The 17678-nt window shown below is 40.8% G+C and carries 13 protein-coding genes, 8 tRNA genes and 2 other RNA genes; 5 read left to right on the top strand and 18 right to left on the bottom strand.

Translation table 11 applies throughout. The annotated features are described in order from the left end of the window. Nucleotides 1-82: 82 nt before the first annotated feature. The 3 genes from EAE93_RS15935 to EAE93_RS15945 are packed head-to-tail and all read right to left on the bottom strand — an operon-like array spanning nt 83 to nt 2865. Nucleotides 83-1279, bottom strand: coding sequence for a hypothetical protein (locus EAE93_RS15935; RefSeq protein ID WP_214040073.1), 1197 nt, complete (start codon nt 1277-1279; stop codon nt 83-85). Further along, entirely contained in the window at nt 1272-1667 is a 396-nt protein-coding gene (locus EAE93_RS15940; protein ID WP_214040074.1) for a ParB N-terminal domain-containing protein, read from the bottom strand. The genes EAE93_RS15935 and EAE93_RS15940 overlap by 8 nt, the downstream gene beginning before the upstream one ends. Beyond that, nucleotides 1633-2865, bottom strand: a complete 1233-nt coding sequence (locus EAE93_RS15945; RefSeq protein WP_214040075.1) for an MFS transporter — start codon at nt 2863-2865, stop codon at nt 1633-1635. Before EAE93_RS15945 ends, EAE93_RS15940 begins: the two co-directional genes overlap by 35 nt. A gap of 682 nt (nt 2866-3547) precedes the next feature. Here EAE93_RS15945 and EAE93_RS15950 point away from each other — a divergent pair. Next, nucleotides 3548-3976: an EamA family transporter gene (locus EAE93_RS15950; RefSeq protein ID WP_036812956.1), complete on the top strand. Its 429-nt coding sequence runs from the start codon at nt 3548-3550 to the stop codon at nt 3974-3976. Between the two features lie 61 nt (nt 3977-4037). On the opposite strand, the gene pgm is transcribed toward EAE93_RS15950, so the two are convergent. The 11 genes from pgm to EAE93_RS16010 form a co-directional block, all read right to left on the bottom strand. Beyond that, nucleotides 4038-5678 (bottom strand): phosphoglucomutase (alpha-D-glucose-1,6-bisphosphate-dependent), encoded by a 1641-nt coding sequence (pgm, locus tag EAE93_RS15955; RefSeq protein WP_036782500.1) that lies wholly within the window; start codon nt 5676-5678, stop codon nt 4038-4040. Between the two features lie 59 nt (nt 5679-5737). Further along, nucleotides 5738-6262 (bottom strand): replication initiation negative regulator SeqA, encoded by a 525-nt coding sequence (seqA, locus tag EAE93_RS15960; RefSeq protein ID WP_214040076.1) that lies wholly within the window; start codon nt 6260-6262, stop codon nt 5738-5740. Between the two features lie 922 nt (nt 6263-7184). After that, nucleotides 7185-8150 (bottom strand): glucokinase, encoded by a 966-nt coding sequence (gene glk / locus EAE93_RS15965; protein ID WP_214040077.1) that lies wholly within the window; start codon nt 8148-8150, stop codon nt 7185-7187. 344 nt (nt 8151-8494) lie between these two features. After that, a non-coding RNA gene (locus EAE93_RS15975) (RtT sRNA) lies at nt 8495-8627 on the bottom strand. A gap of 44 nt (nt 8628-8671) precedes the next feature. Beyond that, nucleotides 8672-8804: non-coding RNA, RtT sRNA (locus EAE93_RS15980), on the bottom strand. Nucleotides 8805-8848: 44 nt separating this feature from the next. Then, nucleotides 8849-8988: transfer RNA gene (locus tag EAE93_RS15985), tRNA-Lys, on the bottom strand. A 37-nt stretch (nt 8989-9025) separates the two neighbouring features. Beyond that, nucleotides 9026-9101, bottom strand: a tRNA-Lys gene (locus EAE93_RS15990). Nucleotides 9102-9138: 37 nt separating this feature from the next. Continuing rightward, nucleotides 9139-9214: transfer RNA gene (locus EAE93_RS15995), tRNA-Lys, on the bottom strand. Nucleotides 9215-9257: 43 nt separating this feature from the next. After that, nucleotides 9258-9333, bottom strand: a tRNA-Val gene (locus EAE93_RS16000). Between the two features lie 43 nt (nt 9334-9376). Next, a tRNA-Val gene (locus tag EAE93_RS16005) sits at nt 9377-9452 on the bottom strand. 30 nt (nt 9453-9482) lie between these two features. Beyond that, nucleotides 9483-9558 (bottom strand) — tRNA-Val (locus EAE93_RS16010). Nucleotides 9559-9827: 269 nt separating this feature from the next. Here EAE93_RS16010 and gltX point away from each other — a divergent pair. The 3 genes from gltX (at nt 9828) to EAE93_RS16025 (ending at nt 11705) form a co-directional block, all read left to right on the top strand. Beyond that, complete coding sequence (gene gltX, locus EAE93_RS16015; RefSeq protein WP_214040078.1) at nt 9828-11246, top strand: glutamate--tRNA ligase; 1419 nt, start codon at nt 9828-9830, stop codon at nt 11244-11246. A 250-nt stretch (nt 11247-11496) separates the two neighbouring features. Beyond that, nucleotides 11497-11572: transfer RNA gene (locus EAE93_RS16020), tRNA-Ala, on the top strand. 57 nt (nt 11573-11629) lie between these two features. After that, a tRNA-Ala gene (locus tag EAE93_RS16025) sits at nt 11630-11705 on the top strand. A 93-nt stretch (nt 11706-11798) separates the two neighbouring features. On the opposite strand, the gene EAE93_RS16030 is transcribed toward EAE93_RS16025, so the two are convergent. The 4 genes from EAE93_RS16030 to zipA form a co-directional block, all read right to left on the bottom strand. Then, nucleotides 11799-12014, bottom strand: coding sequence for a DUF3820 family protein (locus EAE93_RS16030; RefSeq protein WP_011145708.1), 216 nt, complete (start codon nt 12012-12014; stop codon nt 11799-11801). An 83-nt stretch (nt 12015-12097) separates the two neighbouring features. After that, nucleotides 12098-13282 carry a NupC/NupG family nucleoside CNT transporter gene (locus tag EAE93_RS16035; RefSeq protein WP_214040079.1) on the bottom strand — a complete coding sequence of 395 codons (1185 nt, stop codon included), beginning with the start codon at nt 13280-13282 and terminating at the stop codon, nt 12098-12100. A gap of 350 nt (nt 13283-13632) precedes the next feature. Further along, a complete protein-coding gene (ligA, locus tag EAE93_RS16040; RefSeq protein ID WP_214040080.1) occupies nt 13633-15651 on the bottom strand; it encodes an NAD-dependent DNA ligase LigA in 2019 nt (672 codons plus the stop codon). Nucleotides 15652-15711: 60 nt separating this feature from the next. Continuing rightward, on the bottom strand, nt 15712-16623 hold the full coding sequence (zipA, locus tag EAE93_RS16045; protein WP_214040081.1) for a cell division protein ZipA: 912 nt from the start codon (nt 16621-16623) through the stop codon (nt 15712-15714). 250 nt (nt 16624-16873) lie between these two features. Between zipA and cysZ the strand changes: the two genes are divergently transcribed. After that, the gene (cysZ, locus tag EAE93_RS16050) at nt 16874-17614 is read left to right on the top strand and encodes a sulfate transporter CysZ (protein WP_214040098.1); all 741 of its coding nucleotides are present in this window, start codon (nt 16874-16876) and stop codon (nt 17612-17614) included. Nucleotides 17615-17678: the final 64 nt, after the last annotated feature.

Consider the following 17678-nt stretch of genomic DNA (forward strand, 5'->3'; position numbering starts at 1 on the left):
AAAGGTTATTCTATTCTTAAATAATAATTAACCTAAAATATAATCCGTTAATAATGATATAAAATTAATATTGAATTAAATATTAATTAAATACGAGGTCATATATAACATGCTGATATACCCAAACCCCGTCAATTCTTCCATGAAAATTTTCCTCTCCACCATTTTCACCACCCGTCTTTACACCAGACCCCAGACCAAATGTATGAAAATTATTGAGCGTTTCACCTGAAGTTGATACAGGATTTAATTTTTCGTTGATCAACAAACCATATTTATCACTTTTAAATTCAAGGGTAATATTATTTTTATCAATAATTTCAACAAGTTTTGAGTGATATCCCGTACAGTGAATCAATAAATCATCACAATTAATACGTTTCATAACTTCGTCACTCGATATTTCTGAGATATTTAAAATAGAAATATTTTTATGTCTTCTTTCTTTCAATTCTTGAGCAAACACAAAAGAATCATATCTCAAACCTGAATATCGGTTAACCCGTCCACTTAAAGGACAGACATCTTCCTGAGTGAAAGCATAGCCATAAGATTCTGCACTTGCAGGTGAATCAAAGAACAATTTGAAATCTTTATTAACCAGAACATTTATCTTACCGGTAAATTTTAATTGCTCTATCAGCCGAATTAAACAAGAAACAGAACTATGTGACGAACCCAATATTGATATACTTCTTACATCACCTTTATTTATAACCTCATCATAGAAACCTTTAATGAAATCACCTGAGGTAATATTGTTGCTATTATGCAATAATCTGGATTCGTTTGGAGCTCCACCTATATTAAACAGCACTTTTCTCGCTGATACAATATAATCTTCATTATTTTTATGATAAGTTATATCATAGTTACCATCTTCATTCTGCTTAATCTTTTTCACTTCCGCATCAGTCAAAATATTAAACCGATCACCATATTTATTTTCCTGAATAAAACGTGCAATTCTCTCCAAATATTGACCGACAAACCTCAATTCAACTGGCTTATCTCTATTGGCACTAAAATGTTCCCACTCCGGTGTTGATCTTATATATTGACTAAGTTCATCATCACAACCATCAAACTTCTCTAAAAATACACTACCTAAGGAGTTCGCAGTAATTTTATATTTCTTTAATGAACCAGAACCCACCATCTCTGTTTTTTCTAAAATCAGACAATTTTTTATGGCTTCATCTTTTAATAAATCCGGGATTAATGAAATATTTGCAGGCCCCGCGCCACACATTACCACATCATAAAACTGCTTATTCATTGACAAACCCTAACATTTTTAACGAAATTTGTGTTTCAATAACATTTCCGGCAAACTCATGACGAGTCTGCTTATAACCAAGCGGTTGCCCAGCCAAACCCGCCTTAATAACATCACTATGACTAATTGTTTTATTCTCATTGCGGGAATAAACTAACAGCTCCTTCTCATAATCAAATGCCAGACAAGGAATGCAACTTAATTTTAGTGTTTTGGCTAATTCAAGCCTATGATGACCATCAATAACCACATTCGTTGCTTCATCAATCCAGATTGGTTGAGTCCAAAAACCTTCAAATTTAACTTTTTCGATTAACTGCTGGACACGATCAGGGCAATGTAATTCAGTTGGTCTAAGATTTGAGACTTCTTCTAATATTAATTTCATGTTTATCCCTTAGTTTAAACATCCGATAGAAAATTACCAACATCAACACACTTAATATCGCTAATAATTGAAATAACACTCCACCATCAAATAATTGAATAATAGCACCACCAACCAACGGCGATATAGAAAAACCAATACTATAAAGTGACGCTGCACCAAAATATGCGCCACGTAAATCATTTGGCGCCAAACGATCAATGAAAACATTCACACACGGAAACAAAATAGTTTGACTGATACTCATGGTAAAAGCAGCTATATACCACAATAAATAAACATCATAATACTTGAATGAAATAAAGAACATAAATTCAGATAAAATGAGTAATACAGACCCTATATTTATTTTCGTTTCCAACGCCATTTTTTGCGTTAACATGGAAAACGGTAACTGCATAACGACAATGGTTATCGCATGTAACATAATAAGCGAAGCAATAAACTCAGCATACCCATTAAACCCTAATGAGGTAATTAACTGTGGCAAAGTTGAATCAAAATGGCCAAAAATAAACATCATGAGAATATTATTGATAACCAACATTAAAAACACACGGTCATTCAATAAAACCTTTATCGTTCCTTTAAAGTCTTCATTATTTGTTAAGTTGATTTTTATTTTCTTGCCAAATAGATAAACAGGGATCATAAAAATCACATAGGATACCGAAACAATCAAAAAAGAAATAGAATTAATATCCAGGCTTAATTTTATTCCTAAATAAGGCCCGACTACCGCTCCCGCATTTAGAAATAAATACCTTAAGTACATGGCATTCTCTCTTACCTGCTTTTCCTCAATAATATCACCGATAACGGCTTTTATAGGATTATTCACCAGCGCCCAAGAAATATTCGCTAATAAAGTGCCAATAATAAAACCAGACTGATGTTCAGACAACCATAATATTAAATATGCCAATGAAGATATAAGACATCCAATGATAATTATCTTAGCCCGGCCAACTTTATCAGAGAAGTAACCTGCATAAAAACTTAATATTGATGAAATCGCAATGGATAAAGAGAGAACTAATCCAATCATCGATGCAGTAAAATTAAACTTTGTATATAATATGATGGATATAAAAGGCCATACCATCATTGATGTTGATCTTGTTACAAAAGTCCCCAGAAATAGACCCCATATACATGCCGGTATGGATGTATAATTATTAAGAGAAAAATTTTTCATTGCTATGTTCTTATATTATTTATCTTGATATCTTTTAAGCCAATCATTTAAAATACTTATGAAAGCACATAAAATCCACTCTCCCCTACAAAAAATAAAATGTAGAGGAAATCACTAGGATGATCTGTACGATAAAGCAAATCCAATGATATATGATTTATTCTTAATATATTATCAAAACAGATGTTAATTGCAAACGAAATATGACACTTTTGTTACATGTTAAACGTAGATCAAATGCTGGTGATGTTAGTAAGCAACATAATGACATAAGTACTTTGCACTTTAACAGGCAAAAACGCAGGTAAAAAGGGCCTTTAATCTCAGATAGATACCTTTCAGTTCAATCTTTATCTATTCAAATAGCAATCAAAACTCAGCTTAATCTAATCCCAAAATAAACTGTAATATTATATTCAAAGTGAAATAGATAAATAAAATTGTATTTTAGTTTAATAGCTAAACTCTGGTGGGGATAATTATTATTTATAGATTTATATGAAGCCATCTGAGATTAAAACTGGAAACTATTTCACAGGCCCAAAATATTCAATAACTAAAATTGGGATTAGTAATGAGTTTATTCTTTAATTTCCTTAATGAGAGTAATGGTATATTCAAACCAAGAGAACTGTCTTATCATCTCAACTCATTTGATACTAACTATGAAGGATTACTCGCGATGGGTACCTGGCTTATCTATGCCTTATTATCAGCGTTTACTGCCGCTTTGGTCGCTATCTTCGGAAAAATCGGTTTGCAAAATCTTGATGCCAATACAGCAACAGCAATACGCGCAGTCATTATGGCGTTGTTTCTTGTCGGCGTCGTTGTAGTACAGGGAAAATTAAATCTGGTTAGTGAAGTGCTGGCAAACCGCAAGGCGTTGCTTTTTATCGTTTTAAGCGGTGTGGCGGGGGCATTGTCATGGCTGTTCTACTTTCTGGCAATCAGAAACGGCAATGTTTCTCAGGTTGCCCCGATTGATAAACTCAGTGTCGTGTTTGCTGTTATCTTGGCCGTTATCTTATTTGGTGAAAAGATATCATTTATGGCCGCAGGTGGTGTTGCACTGATCACTGCCGGCGCATTAATGGTTGCCTTGGGCTGAAAAATAAAAAATCCGCAAAAGCCATTTCACCATTGCGGATTCTTTTTAATCGAATAAAAGATCAACCTGCGGCAAAAACCTGGTTAACAATATCCAGTGCTTCCTGCTCAATTTTCTGCCGGTGCTCAGGACCAAGGAGGCTTTCACAATAAATTTTGTAGGCTTCTTCTGTCCCCGATGGGCGAGCGGCAAACCAGCCGTTTTCTGTTATCACTTTTAAGCCGCCTATTGACGCTCCGTTACCAGAAGCTTTTGTCAACCGGGCTGTGATTGGATCACCAGCAAGCTTATCCGCTTTCACCATTTCTGGTGATAACTTGGCTAATAATGCCTTCTGCTGATAAGTTGCCGACGCCTGAATACGGCTATAACTTGGCGTACCGAAGCGAACCGCCAACTTATTGTAATGCTGCTGCGGATTTTCCCCCGTTACCGCAGTCATCTCTGCCGCCAGTAAACACAAGATAATCCCATCTTTATCTGTAGACCACGGCGTACCATCAAAACGCAGGAAAGAAGCTCCTGCGCTCTCCTCTCCGCCAAAGCCCAACTCACCTTTATATAGACCGTCAACAAACCACTTAAAACCTACGGGTACTTCCACCAATTTACGACCAAGATCGGCGACAACCCGATCAATCATGGCACTAGATACCAATGTTTTACCTACCGCAACACTTTCTGACCATTGCGGACGATGGCGGAATAGGTAATCTATCGCAGTTGCCAGATAGTGGTTCGGATTCATCAAACCGGCGGGAGTGACAATACCGTGGCGGTCGTAATCAGGATCGTTTGCAAAAGCCAAATCAAACTTATCGCGCATGGCTAACAAACCCGCCATTGCCCAAGGGGACGAGCAATCCATACGAATGACGCCATCATGATCCAAGTGCATAAAACGGAATGTCTGATCGACTTGATCGTTAACCAACGTCAGATCTAAATTGTAGCGCTCACCGATACGCTGCCAAAATGCAATGCCAGAACCCCCTAAAGGATCAATACCAATTTTCAGCCCGGCCTGTTGGATAGCAGCCATATCAACCACATCGCCCAACGCGCTAACATACGGCTCAACTAAATCCTGCTGATGCAAATATTCACTGCTCAATACCTGAACAAATGGCAAGCGTTTAATGCCTTTCAGACCTTCTGCAAGCAACTCATTAGCACGACGTTCTATAATTGCTGTCAAATCCGTATCTGCCGGGCCGCCATCAGGTGGGTTATATTTAATCCCTCCGTCTTCTGGTGGATTATGGGAAGGGGTAATAACAATCCCGTCAGCCAACGCTTTCCCCAAGCGGTTATAACAAAGGATGGCATGAGAAATCGCAGGTGTTGGAGTAAATCCATTATTTTCCTGCACAATCACGTTCACGCTGTTAGCCGTTAGGACTTCCAATACGGAAATAAATGCCGATTCTGATAAAGCATGAGTATCTTTACCCACATAACAAGGGCCATTAATTCCCCGTTGCTTGCGAACTTCTGCAACAGCCTGAGTAATTGCCAGAATATGCGCCTCATTAAAACTGTGACGCTGAGAACTGCCACGATGACCGGATGTACCAAATTTAACCTTATGCTCAGAGTTCTCCGGCTGAGGATGTAAGGTGTAATACTGTGATGTAAGCTGCGCTACATTTATCAGATCACTTTGGCGGGCAATCTGTCCCGCACGCGGATGATTTACCACTTTAAATCTCCCCTGGACAAGAGCTGCGCTGCACTTTGTGTCAGCACAGCCTTAATCAGTTAAATCGTGCCACATACCTTGTCGATAAAATTGGCTGAGAATTTCATATCCTGCATAATTTGCTCAACCATATTACGCTTACGATCAGTATTGGTGTTAGTAATCACCCAAAAAGGTGTGCCCGGAATGTGACGAGGTTTAGTTTGTTTACCACTGGCGAGTAATGTCTGTTGATCACCAGCAAAATAAACGCGGGTACGACCATGCATAGCATCAGTCGTCTGGGAAAAACTTTCGCTGTTCAAACTATATAATGTAGATAAGATCAACATAAAACGCTCAACAGATTTTTTCTTATCAGAATAGTCATCTGAAAGTAACAATTCACGCATCACACGGACAGAATCACGCTGGCGGACTACCGGCGCTTTCTCCACAGCACTGATAGGCTGTGCATTTTGTACTGGCTGCTCGGCGTTAAATTTCAACATTCGCCGTAAAATATCAGATGCACTTTCACCAATATGTTGTGTGTGGCTGGCAATATAGCGGTAAAGGTCTTCATCAACTTCTATCGTTTTCATTTCTATCCAGTACTGTTCTAAATAAAAAATTTTGACAGATTATAAAGTATAAAAAGAGAAAACAAAACAATTAAAATTTCAATAACTTAAAAGTATTTAAACATGAAAAACAGCATAATAAAATATCCACTTTTCATTTAAAATAAATCAATCAGTTACATAAATATTGTGAATATAAATCTCATTATCATGTTAAAGACTTCCCACAAGCCGGGGAATAAATCATCGCTATATTGCAGAAAGTTTTTATGATGATAGTAAAGAACGTCACAAAACCTATTTATTCATTGTAAAGTGTCATATCAATCTTTTAATACCACCTATTTAAGCGTTGATAATCACATAATGATTTATTCTGACATTACACCCAGATAATAATAAAACCTGGTTGCAACATTTCTGACAATAAATTTAATCAAGGAAGATTAAGCAGCGAAGGGGAAAATTGATTATAGACGGTAAAACAGTTTAAATTCATGGAGATGTATGTCTATCCCCATTAAATCTTGACATAAAATGCATTTTAGTAAATTACACGCCTTTTATTTACATATAATATTTACCACTTGCAAAAAATAAATCGTAACCATATAAATTATATGAAAAAATTGTCAATGTTATTATTATTACATTTTATAGCATTAAGATTTTAAACTAAAACTTTATATTCTGTTTTCAATGTTAATTATAGATAAAATAATCTCACAATTAATTATATAAATCATAATATCTATTCTTTAAATTTATTCTTATAAATTCACAACAACATTATTAAACCAAAATTTCATATGAATACTCGAAAATAAAATAGATTTCCATGTCTTTCAACATTAATATACAGTTGAAATGGTTATATTTTATAAAATTTCAGTCAGATATATACAGTCATTAATTTTGAAATGTATATATCTGCCTTTATAATTTAATCAATAAGTGAAAGTTGTTGCCGTAAATAGGTACCTGAACCTAATAATCCTGGTTGTGGATGAGTAATCAAATAAACAGGAATCTGTTGTATTAACGGTTTAAAACGCCCTTTATCTTCAAATCCATGAAGAAAGTTCGATTGCTTAAAGAACTCAAGGAATCGCGGCACTATACCACCAGCGATATACACACCACCAAAAGTCCCCATATTTAACGCCAAATTTCCGCCAAATCGCCCCATAATTTCACAAAATAGTGTCAAGGCACGATGGCAATATTGACAACTTTCATCCAATGCTCGTTGCGTCACGGTTTCTGGTTCTAAATCTTCCGGCTGACGATGATCCAAGATAGCAATCGCCTGATAAAGGTTTACCAACCCACTACCGGACAAGATTCTTTCTACCGAAACATGCCCAAATTTACGCCGTAAAACGGCCAATATCGCATCCTGTTCTTCACTATTCGCTGCAAAATCTACGTGACCACCTTCACCAGGCAAACTTACCCATTGTTTGTCTACCTTGATCAAATGAGCTACGCCAAGGCCAGTCCCTGCCCCGTAAACCGCTATCGGTTTGTCTTTAACCGCTTCTCCTCCGCCTAATTGAACCTTATGTTCTTCTGTCAGCATTGGAATCGCCATAGATACAGCCGTGAAGTCATTGATCACATCTAATTTTTCTAGCCCAAGCGTCTGTTTCAGCTCACTAATCGAAAATGCCCATTGGTGATTGGTCATTTCTATCCAATCACCATTTATCGGGCAAGCAATAGCGATACATGCATAAGTCACTACTGTTTTTTGCTCCGCCAAATAGTGACTGATAATAGACTCTAATCCGATGTGTTGTTTTGCGCTATATGTTTCGATCCGCTCAATCGCCCCATTTTCCAAATTGCAAAGTGCTAATCTGGCATTAGTACCACCGATATCAGCAACAAGTCCGTAGAAATTCATTTTTATATCCTAATAATTTGCCAGTACAACAATTAGGTAAAGCTTATCCCATCTGGCATTATTGGTATAGATCGTTTAACTATCTGATAATATCGTCCATTTAGCCGGTGTGCCGTACAAGTACTAAAATTACTTACCACATCTTGGTTCTACCTGTTTCCAAGAGGCCATAGTTTGAGTGTTCACATTACTCGTGACTTTTTTTACTGCGGGCCTGCGCTCACGCGCGGTTGTCTCGCTTCGCTCGGCTCAAACCTGCGACCCATTGATTAAAAGTCAACTGCTCTACCGACTGAGCTAACAACCTGACTGTAGGAAAATTATTCTGATTGCGTCTTTTGAGATGGTGGGTCGTGCAGGATGACTCGGCCTACGGCCTCGCCCTTCGGGCCAGCGCTCACGCGCTGTTGTCTCGCTTCGCTCGTCTCGAACCTGTGACCCATTGATTAAAAGTCAACTGCTCTACCGACTGAACTAACAACCTGACTGTAGGAAAATTATTCTAATTGCGTCTTTTGAGATGGTGGGTCGTGCAGGATGACTCGGCCTACGGCCTCGCCCTTCGGGCCAGCGCTCACGCGCTGTTGTCTCGCTTCGCTCGGCTCGAACCTGTGACCAATTGATTAAAAGTCAACTGCTCTACCGACTGAGCTAACAACCTGACTGTAGGAAAAATATTCTAATTGCGTCTTTTGAGATGGTGGGTCGTGCAGGATGACTCGGCCTGCGGCCTCGCCCTTCGGGCCAGCGCTCACGCGCTGTTGTCTCGCTTCGCTCGGCTCAAACCTGCGACCAATTGATTAAAAGTCAACTGCTCTACCGACTGAGCTAACGACCCATCTATAGGAAAACTACTCTAATTGCGTCTTTTGGAATGGTGGGTCGTGCAGGATTCGAACCTGCGACCAATTGATTAAAAGTCAACTGCTCTACCGACTGAGCTAACGACCCATCTGTAGGAAAACTACTCTAATTGCGTCTTTTGGAATGGTGGGTCGTGCAGGATTCGAACCTGCGACCAATTGATTAAAAGTCAACTGCTCTACCGACTGAGCTAACGACCCATACCAAATAGATGTGATATCGCCTGAAACAATCTTAATGAAGTGGTGGGCGATACCAGATTCGAACTGATGACCCCCTCCTTGTAAGGGAGATGCTCTACCAACTGAGCTAATCGCCCACTTCAATAACTATTGCTGCTTCTATACCACTGAATTTATGATTGGTGGGCGATACCAGATTCGAACTGATGACCCCCTCCTTGTAAGGGAGGTGCTCTACCAACTGAGCTAATCGCCCAACCATAAAATCTTTTTCATCACAACGAGATGGTGGGCGATACCAGATTCGAACTGATGACCCCCTCCTTGTAAGGGAGATGCTCTACCAACTGAGCTAATCGCCCGTCGTGATGGGGTCGCATTATAGGGATAGTTCAGAATGAGTCAACGCTTTTTCTAGAGAAAAATATCGTTCGTCTCAAAATTAAACAAGGGTGAGATAATTATCGTCACTATAGGGTACAGTTTAGACAAATACACTGACTTTTCTCAACAACTCCCCGTTAACAGCATTGAGGAATTAAGGTGCAGTGATAAAATAACCCCCCTCTTTTATTACTTAAATCACCGATAACGTTCATTGAAAAGTGAAACGTAATTAAGGCAATCCCCAATGAGTAAAATCAAAACCCGTTTCGCACCAAGCCCAACCGGCTATCTCCATGTTGGCGGTGCTCGTACCGCACTGTATTCCTGGTTATATAGCCGCCATAACAAAGGCGAATTTGTATTGCGTATCGAAGATACTGACCTTGAACGCTCAACTCAGGAAGCTATCAATGCCATTATGGACGGTATGAACTGGTTAAATCTGAATTGGGATGAAGGCCCTTATTATCAGACGAAACGTTTTGATCGCTATAATCAGGCGATCGATCAAATGCTGGAACAAGGAAGCGCTTATCGCTGCTATTGTTCTAAAGAGCATCTGGAAGAATTGCGTGAGACTCAAATGGCAAATGGCGAGAAACCACGTTATGACGGCCGTTGCCGTGATAATTCATGTCAACATAACCCAGATCAGCCCCATGTTGTCCGTTTCCGCAATCCACAGGAAGGTTCTGTTGTTTTTAATGATCGTATCCGCGGCCCCATTGAGTTCAGCAATCAGGAGCTTGATGATCTGATTATCCGTCGTACCGATGGCTCACCAACGTATAATTTCTGTGTTGTTATCGATGACTGGGATATGGAGATCACTCATGTCATCCGCGGTGAAGACCATATTAATAATACACCTCGTCAAATTAATATTCTGAAAGCACTCGGCGCTCCCGTACCAGAATATGCGCACGTTTCTATGATCCTCGGTGATGATGGTAAAAAATTGTCCAAACGTCACGGCGCAGTGAGCGTGATGCAATACCGTGATGATGGCTACCTGCCAGAAGCACTGCTGAATTATCTGGTTCGTCTGGGTTGGTCGCATGGTGATCAAGAAATTTTCAGCATTGAAGAAATGACTGAGTTGTTCAGCCTGGATGCTATCAATAAATCCGCCAGCGCATTCAATACAGAAAAACTGCAATGGCTGAACCATCACTATATTAATACCCTGCCTCCAGAGAAAGTTGCCGTTCATCTAGCATGGCACATGGAGCAACAAGGTATTGATACCCGTAATGGTCCACAGTTGGTTGATCTGATTAAATTACTGGGCGAACGCTGTAAGACTCTGAAAGAGATAGCCGAATCTTGCCGCTACTTCTATGAAGATTTTGCTGAATTTGATGCCGATGCAGCGAAGAAACATTTGCGCCCAGTCGCCCGTCAACCTCTTGAAGTTGTCCGTGCGAAGCTGACTTCAATTACTGACTGGACGCCAGAAAATGTTCATCATGCCATTCAATCCACCGCTGATGAGCTGGAAGTCGGTATGGGTAAAATCGGTATGCCATTGCGGGTTGCGGCTACCGGTGCAGGTCAATCCCCAGGTGTGGATGTCACTATTCACGCTATCGGGCAAACTCGTACTTTATCCCGTATTAATCAAGCGCTGGAGTTCATTGCTCAACGCGAAACTCAATCTTAATTAATGCATCAAAGGCATCACTTACTACAGGTGATGCCTTTCTGTTTTCCAAAAATCCTATTTAATTGCTACCTCTTTATCACTTTCCCAAACACCTTCTATTTCACTTCAATCCATTGCTCAACCTCTGTTTTGTTAATTGATCATAAAATTGATGGCTTTTTCAACGCTCGTTGTGAGAATGATAAGTTAGCCGTTGACAGTATTTGCAGGGTTTCATATTATGCGCCCCGTTCCATTAATTTTGATTGGGGCTATAGCTCAGCTGGGAGAGCGCTTGCATGGCATGCAAGAGGTCAGCGGTTCGATCCCGCTTAGCTCCACCAAATCCTTTATATTGAGATAAGGTATTTGGTACTAAAATTAGGAAATACCACGCTCGTGGGGCTATAGCTCAGCTGGGAGAGCGCTTGCATGGCATGCAAGAGGTCAGCGGTTCGATCCCGCTTAGCTCCACCAAAATTATCAGGCCCTGAAAGCCATGCTTTCAGGGCTTTGGTTATTCCCATTCATAACCACCATCATCGATTAAAAAACAAACGCCAACCTTGGCTAGCCTTTTTTCAATGGTTTCACCAACGAATCCAGTCCTTCTAGTTTTATTGCTAAAGTCATCTCCATCAGCGCACCCAATTTACCTTGTGGAAATTCCCCCTTACGAGCGAACCACAATAAATACTCTTCCGGTAAGTCAATGAGCATACGCCCTTTGTATTTACCAAACGGCATTGCAGTATTAGCAATTTCTATCAGGTTCTCTTTTTCCATAATTTACACATCTATAAGGAGAAATAGGTGAAAGGGAATCTGCACCATTCATGATGCAATATTCCACGATAAAACATGATCTTTTACAGTACTAAACCGGCAATAGCCGCAGACAAGAAACTGACAAGCGTTGAACCAAATAGTAGTTTCAAACCAAAGCGGGAAACGACATTACCCTGTTTCTCATTCAAGCCTTTAATCGCACCAGCCACAATCCCAATGGAAGAGAAGTTAGCAAAAGAAACCAGGAATACCGACAAAATACCCTGTGAACGAGGAGAAAGTTCTGTCGCAACGGATTGTAAGCTGTGCATTGCCACAAATTCGTTAGCAACCAATTTGGTTGCCATGACGCTACCAACCCGTAATGCTTCATCTGTGGGAATTCCAATTACCCAAGCAAATGGATAAAACACGTAGCCGAGCATCTCCTGAAAACTCTTTTCAAACACCATGCTGAACAAAGCATTAATAGCCGCAATCAGGGCAATGAAACCAATCAACATAGCAGCAACAATGAGAGCCACTTTAAAACCCGCCAAAATATATTCACCTAGCATTTCGAAAAAACTTTGGCCTTCGTGAAGATTGCTCATCTGAATATCTTCTTCACTGTCAACAGCATACGGATTAATCAGCGATAGGATGATAAAGGTACTGAACATATTAAGCACCAATGCCGCTACAACATATTTAGGCGCTAAAATTTGCATGTAAGCCCCAACGATCGACATAGAAACCGTTGACATTGCAGTCGCAGCCATCGTGTACATGCGACGCTCAGACATTTTTCCCAGTACGTCTTTATAAGCAATAAAGTTTTCAGACTGCCCAAGTATCAGAGAACTGACCGCGTTAAATGATTCCAGTTTACCCATGCCGTTGACTTTAGACAGCAGAGTACCAATAAACCGGATGATGATTGGCAATAGTTTGATATGCTGCAAAATACCAATCAGCGCAGAAATAAAGATAATCGGACACAATACATTCAGAAAGAAAAATGCTAGTTTTGCATCCATCATGCCGCCAAAAATGAATTCAGTCCCTTCACCCGCATATTTCAGTAAATGCTCAAACAAACCGGCAAATCCCATGACAAATTCCTGACCAACACCAGAATTCAGGAAAAACCAAGCCAAGATAAGCTCAATAACAAGCAATTGAATAATATAGCGAGGACGAATACTTTTACGGTCATTACTTGCCAAAATAGCAAGGCCGCCAATGACAATCAAAGCTAAGAAGAAATGCAGGATCTGAGACATATCACACTCCAAACACGATAGAAAGCGAGTTTTTATAAACGCATTCTATGCAATAAAAGGCGATCAAATAAGGATATACCCGTTATCTTTCAAGTCGCCTCTTTGTTGGCTGCACTCGCTCACCCCGGTCACATAGTTTGGGGGATTCACTCCCTTGCCGTCGCGATGCATCTTGAAATCCATAGGGTATAGATATCACATTAGACTGAAATAATTCTTACTGTAAATCTTTACTTAATGTGTCTGATCACATTTTTAGCTGAATCGTATAAGATAAGCTTTAAAAACATCTTATCGCGCATGACTGATTATTGAGAAAAACTCTCAATAATCAGTATGTAAACAAAAAATTATTCACCCAATAAACGGATCATTTCTTCTTCATCAATAACCGGAATATTCAACTCATTAGCTTTAGCTAATTTTGAACCGGCAGCTTCACCCGCAATCACCAAATCCGTTTTCTTAGAAACGCTGCCCGTCACTTTTGCCCCAAGTGCAACAAGTTTAGCTTTGGCTTCATCCCTGGATAACTGATGCAATGACCCTGTGAGCACAACTGTTTTACCCGAAAATGGGCTGTCAATTTTCTCAGCTTTTGTTACGACAACCGGTTCCCAGTTGATACCGATATTATCAATCAGATCGTTAATGACTGTTTGGTTATGGGGTTCATTGAAGAAGTTAACAACATGTTTTGCCACCACTTCGCCAACATCTTGAACCTCTTTCAATGCTTCCTCATGAGCAGAACGTAATTTATCCAGTTCGCCAAAGTGAGCAGCCAAATTAGCAGCAGTCGCTTCCCCAACTTCACGGATACCCAACGCATAAAGGAAACGGGCAAAGGTGGTTTTTTTCGCTTTTTCCAACGCATCCACCACATTCTGGGCAGATTTCGGCCCCATGCGATCAAGCCCAGTCAACTTGCCTGCCGTCAGCCTGAAAAGATCGGCCGGGGTTTCGACATACTCTTTATCCACCAGCTGATCGATAATCTTTTCTCCCATGCCGTCAACATCCATCGCCCGACGGGAAACAAAATGCCTAAGTGCCTCTTTACGCTGAGCGCCACACACCAATCCCCCCGTACAACGCGCTACAGCCTCCCCTTCAATCCTTTCAATATCTGCCCCACATACCGGGCAATGTTCAGGGAAAATAACTTCATTACTGTCCTGCGGCCTTCTCTCTTCCAAAACACCGACAACTTGTGGAATCACATCTCCAGCACGGCGGATAATAACCGTATCGCCAATCCGCAAACCTAAACGCTCAATCTCATCCGCATTGTGCAATGTTGCATTACTGACAGTCACTCCAGAGACCAATACTGGCTCCAGACGTGCTACCGGTGTGATCGCGCCAGTACGACCAACCTGAAACTCAACATCACGAACAATCGTCATTTGCTCTTGAGCGGGAAACTTGAACGCCGTTGCCCAACGTGGCGCACGAGCGACAAAGCCTAATGTTTCCTGTAATTCCAGCGAGTTAACTTTGACAACGACACCATCGATATCAAACCCCAATGCGGAACGCTGGTTTACGATATCATGATAAAAATCAATAACCTGTTGACTATCGGTACAAACTTTAACTTTATCGCTGACCGGCAATCCCCATTTCTTAAACTGTATCAATCGCTCGTAGTGACTGGCTGGTAATTCTCCCCCCTCCAATACGCCAACACCATAACAGAAGAAAGCCAATGGGCGTTTAGCCGTAATACGGGGATCGAGCTGACGCAACGAGCCAGCCGCCGCATTGCGTGGGTTAGCAAATACTTTTGCCCCCGTGCGACGCGCCTCCTCATTCAGTTTCTCAAACCCTTTTTGCGGCATGAAAACTTCACCGCGAATCTCAATACGCGCTGGAATATTTTCGCCGAATAGACGCAGGGGAATTGCACAGATAGTCCGTATATTTGATGTAATATTTTCCCCGGTTGTACCATCACCGCGGGTTGCAGCCCGTACCAACTCACCATGTTCATACAACAGGCTGACCGCCAAACCATCCAGTTTCAGCTCACAGCACACCACTAAATCCTGAGTCTCTTTCAGACGGTCACGCACCCGCTTATCAAACGCCAGATAACTCTCTTCATCAAATACGTTATCCAGTGACAACATCGGAATTTCATGGCGGACTTGTTCAAAAGCCGTCAGAGGAGCAGCCCCAACCCGCTGCGTTGGTGAATCTGATGTAATCAACTCAGGGTACTGTTCTTCAAGATCCTTCAATTCCTGCATTAACCGATCATATTCCGCATCAGGGATCTCTGGCGCATCCATGACGTGATACAGATATTCATGATGACGCAGTGTTGTTCTGAGCTTTTCTATTTGTTGAGCCGTTGATTTCATGATTTATAACCAGCGATAAAAAGCCCCCGGCTGGCGGAGGCTTGAACATTCGATAATTGATTATACCTGAACACCAAGTGTGCTGCGAATACGCGCTTTATACAATTCGATTTTTTGCGGTGTCAGCATTTTTCGCTCATCATCAAGCACCACGCCCCCAACATCAGAGGCAATACGCTGAGCTGCCTGTAACATCAGTTTAAAATTCTGATTAGATTCTCCGTAAGAAGGGACTACCATAAACATGGAAATCCCCGGAGTTGTAAAATCAGCCATTATTTCAGGATTAAATGAACCCGGTTTCACCATATTTGCCAAACTAAACAGTACCGGGCCACTACCTGATGGGTTCACGTGACGGTGAAAAATCTGCATTTCCCCAAACTGGAAGCCAGATTGCAGAATACTTTGCAGCAAGGGTTCACCATTCAATTCCTGGCCGTGGTGTGCTGCTACGTGAAGAACCAAAACGATTTCTTTCACCTTGGGCTGAGTTTCTTTTTCGCCAACCGCCTCTTGAGACTTTTCTTCAATCGCAGATCTGTTTTTTTCAGGCTCGTTCTGCTCTTCGAATTCAAACAGACCGAGTTGGGGTTCCTGCTCTTCTATGACTGCTTTTCTCGCTGTCGTCTCAGGCTGATGACCCGTCAGCAACGGATCATCGCTTTCTTCAAGCGTTGCAGCATCAATTTCAGTCAACTTTTGCTGACGGCGCTCGATAGCTGGCTCAGCTTTATACTCCTGATGAGATTTCACCTGTTTATGGGCATAAGGCTTTTGCTGATTGCCGAACGCTTCATCGTCACTGTCATCGACGAAACTGTTCTGACGATCATGTTTATGACGTTTGACTGGGCGATCACGAAAAAGCGAAGAACGCTCTTTACGGCTGGTCCACAACCCATGTAACAGCAAAGCTATTATTGCTATCGCACCAACAATGATTAATATCAGACGCAAATCCTGCATCATTGCGATCTCTGTTGTTTAATTAAGTATGCCACCACGGCGGAATATTTTCTGTATTAACTGTATTTGTCAAATAACACAAGTGCAAGCTTATACACACTTTTCTTATCAGAAAGATGCCTAATAAGCCCCTTTTGCGTTCTTTTTATACAGAACAATACTAGTCAGTCGAAAATCCTACCTATATGATAGCGTTTCAATCACACAGGAGAGAATAGGAAGTATGCTGAATTTGACAAAATTGCCCAAAAATTTGAGCGGCTTTCAGTATTTGATGCAAGGTTGCAAATTAATTACTCGCTCAGGCATTAAAAGATTTGTCCTATTGCCTTTGTTGGCAAATATTTTGTTTCTCGGCGGTTCATTTTGGTGGCTCTATCAGAAACTGGAGAACTGGATCCCTTGGATAGTAAGCAAAGTACCAGATTGGATGCAATGGCTCAGTTATATTTTATGGCCGATGGCCGTGCTCTCTGTTTTGATGATTTTTACTTACTTCTTCAGCACAATAGCGAATTTTATCGCAGCGCCATTCAATGGTCTGCTAGCAGAGAAACTGGAAGCGGATTTAACAGGAATCCCCGCACCGGATACCGGCGTTTTAGCACTCTTCAAAGATGTTCCACGTATCCTAAAACGGGAATTAACCAAGCTGTGCTACTATATTCCACGCGCTCTGGTCTTATTGTTACTCTATTTTATCCCTGTTATCGGGCAAACTGTCGCGCCTGTGCTCTGGTTTATTTTCAGTGCCTGGATGCTATCAATTCAGTATTGTGATTATCCCTTTGATAACCACAAAGTCAGTTTTCCAACAATGCGTAGCGCCCTTCGCCAAAACAAAATAATTAATCTGCAATTTGGAGCAACAGTGAGTATTTTAACCATGATACCCATTGTCAATTTGGTGATTATGCCTATTGCTGTATGCGCGGCGACAGCAATGTGGGTCGATCGCTATCGAGATCAACATGCCCTTCGTATTATGCCATGATATTCATTTAAGTTATTCTTTTAGACAATAAAAATATATTTAAGTTATATTTCCATTAACCGGT

The organism is Photorhabdus akhurstii, from assembly GCF_018448925.1.
In the GTDB taxonomy this organism is placed as follows: Bacteria; Pseudomonadota; Gammaproteobacteria; order Enterobacterales; family Enterobacteriaceae; genus Photorhabdus; species Photorhabdus akhurstii.

Excerpts from the sequence above, each read along its gene's own strand:
- EAE93_RS15940 (WP_214040074.1), bottom strand. The coding sequence starts at position 1,667 with ATGAAATTAATATTAGAAGAAGTCTCAAATCTTAGACCAACTGAATTA.
- glk (WP_214040077.1), bottom strand. The coding sequence starts at position 8,150 with ATGAATTTCTACGGACTTGTTGCTGATATCGGTGGTACTAATGCCAGA.
- zipA (WP_214040081.1), bottom strand. The coding sequence starts at position 16,623 with ATGATGCAGGATTTGCGTCTGATATTAATCATTGTTGGTGCGATAGCA.
- ligA (WP_214040080.1), bottom strand. The coding sequence starts at position 15,651 with ATGAAATCAACGGCTCAACAAATAGAAAAGCTCAGAACAACACTGCGT.
- seqA (WP_214040076.1), bottom strand. The coding sequence starts at position 6,262 with ATGAAAACGATAGAAGTTGATGAAGACCTTTACCGCTATATTGCCAGC.
- gltX (WP_214040078.1), top strand. The coding sequence starts at position 9,828 with ATGAGTAAAATCAAAACCCGTTTCGCACCAAGCCCAACCGGCTATCTC.
- EAE93_RS15935 (WP_214040073.1), bottom strand. The coding sequence starts at position 1,279 with ATGAATAAGCAGTTTTATGATGTGGTAATGTGTGGCGCGGGGCCTGCA.
- EAE93_RS15945 (WP_214040075.1), bottom strand. The coding sequence starts at position 2,865 with ATGAAAAATTTTTCTCTTAATAATTATACATCCATACCGGCATGTATA.
- EAE93_RS16035 (WP_214040079.1), bottom strand. The coding sequence starts at position 13,282 with ATGTCTCAGATCCTGCATTTCTTCTTAGCTTTGATTGTCATTGGCGGC.
- EAE93_RS15950 (WP_036812956.1), top strand. The coding sequence starts at position 3,548 with ATGGGTACCTGGCTTATCTATGCCTTATTATCAGCGTTTACTGCCGCT.
- EAE93_RS16030 (WP_011145708.1), bottom strand. The coding sequence starts at position 12,014 with ATGGAAAAAGAGAACCTGATAGAAATTGCTAATACTGCAATGCCGTTT.